Here is a 1,294-nt window from a genome sequence, read left to right as displayed (position 1 = left end):
CTCTCATAAGCAGATTTTGACACCTGCACTATGGCGCATTGCGACGCCGGTTGAAGCAGGAGCCATCCACCCCATCAGGTGTACGGATAGGGAGGGACTTCTGAGAATTTCATCGTACCAGCCATATGACACACCAATGTCGCCTATTTCACTTGGCCCAAGTATGACGGCGATTGAAACGCATAATGCCCACTCACTGGCAGCCTTAGCGTGGGATTCCGCCCCTCGGGCATTCGACCCCACTTACCGATCGGGCGCCGCTTCAAGGGACGTCTCGAACCGCTTGTCCGCCGCCGCCGCTTCTTTCAAGAGCGCGTCGAAATTGTCAGGTGGGTTGCCATCTTCCAGCATCCCTTTGAACGTCGCATAGGCATCCGTCTTGCTGCCATAGGCGCGCAGGGTCTTGTCGTCGTTCACCCAGGCCACCACGATGACCTTCGCATCGCTGTTGAACCGGTAGAACAGCCGATACTGCTGGAAGAATTTCGCCCGGAACCAGTGCTTGCGGTGATCGCCGAGTGTGCCGCCTTGCCGGAAGGCGGCGGCACCCGGATCTGCCGGTATGGCCTCGGTGACCAGCTTGAAGATGGCGGCCAGCCGTTTCGTCGGGTTTTTCTTGTGCCAGGTCTTGGGATCGCGTGCCTTACGCGCCTCGACCTCCAGGGTCAGCCCTTCGAGCTGATCCAGAAAGAGCGGATGCGCATAAATCGACCATCCGTTTACGACAAGGGGCGCTTGGGCGGGCACGCTATCGCCGCTCATTCATCCTCGAGCGATAGCGGCGCATCGAGATCGACGTCAACGTCTCCGACCAGTGCTGCAAGACGGTCATGCAAAGCCCCATCGAACGCCCGAATGCGGTCCGGATGCGCCTTGATATCGGCCTCGACGAAATCGAGAAAGGCTCCGAGCACGGGATCTTCCTCGTCGCTGCGCACGGGCTCGATATAGACCCTGCCACTCGGCTCGGTGCAGTAACGAATCTGGTCGCCCTTGCCCAACTTGAGCTGTTTGCGCACACCCGCCGGCACGGTCGTCTGATACCGATCCGTGAGCTTCGAGACATCTTGTGCGAGGGCTGTCATGGCAGTCTCCTGAAGAAAAGGGTCTTTGCTGCCCGCGACAGGTAATGCATTTGCATTGCCTTGTCAAGACAAGCCGCAGGATCTTCTGTCGCCGGGCAGGTCGATGAACCGTCCGGCGCAGGACCTAATCTCGCCCCGCGAGATACTCCGCCAGCACAGGACTGGCCGCGCCCTTCGCGGAGCTGAGCAGCTCCGAGCCCGCAAGCGAG

2 protein-coding genes are annotated in these 1,294 nt (G+C 59.9%); both read right to left on the bottom strand.

The genetic code is table 11. From position 1 onward, the window contains the following. Window positions 1-243: 243 nt before the first annotated feature. A complete protein-coding gene (locus GFB49_RS20900) occupies window positions 244-762 on the bottom strand; it encodes a type II toxin-antitoxin system YhaV family toxin (RefSeq protein ID WP_153218190.1) in 519 nt (172 codons plus the stop codon). Then, window positions 759-1,085, bottom strand: a complete 327-nt coding sequence (locus GFB49_RS20895) for a type II toxin-antitoxin system PrlF family antitoxin (protein WP_005668772.1) — start codon at window positions 1,083-1,085, stop codon at window positions 759-761. Before GFB49_RS20895 ends, GFB49_RS20900 begins: the two co-directional genes overlap by 4 nt. Window positions 1,086-1,294: the final 209 nt, after the last annotated feature.

The organism is Tritonibacter litoralis (assembly GCF_009496005.1).
GTDB classification, from domain to species: domain Bacteria; phylum Pseudomonadota; class Alphaproteobacteria; order Rhodobacterales; family Rhodobacteraceae; genus Epibacterium; species Epibacterium litoralis.
Note: the sequence above shows the minus strand (reverse complement) of the source record. Positions and strands in the feature narration are given on the sequence as shown.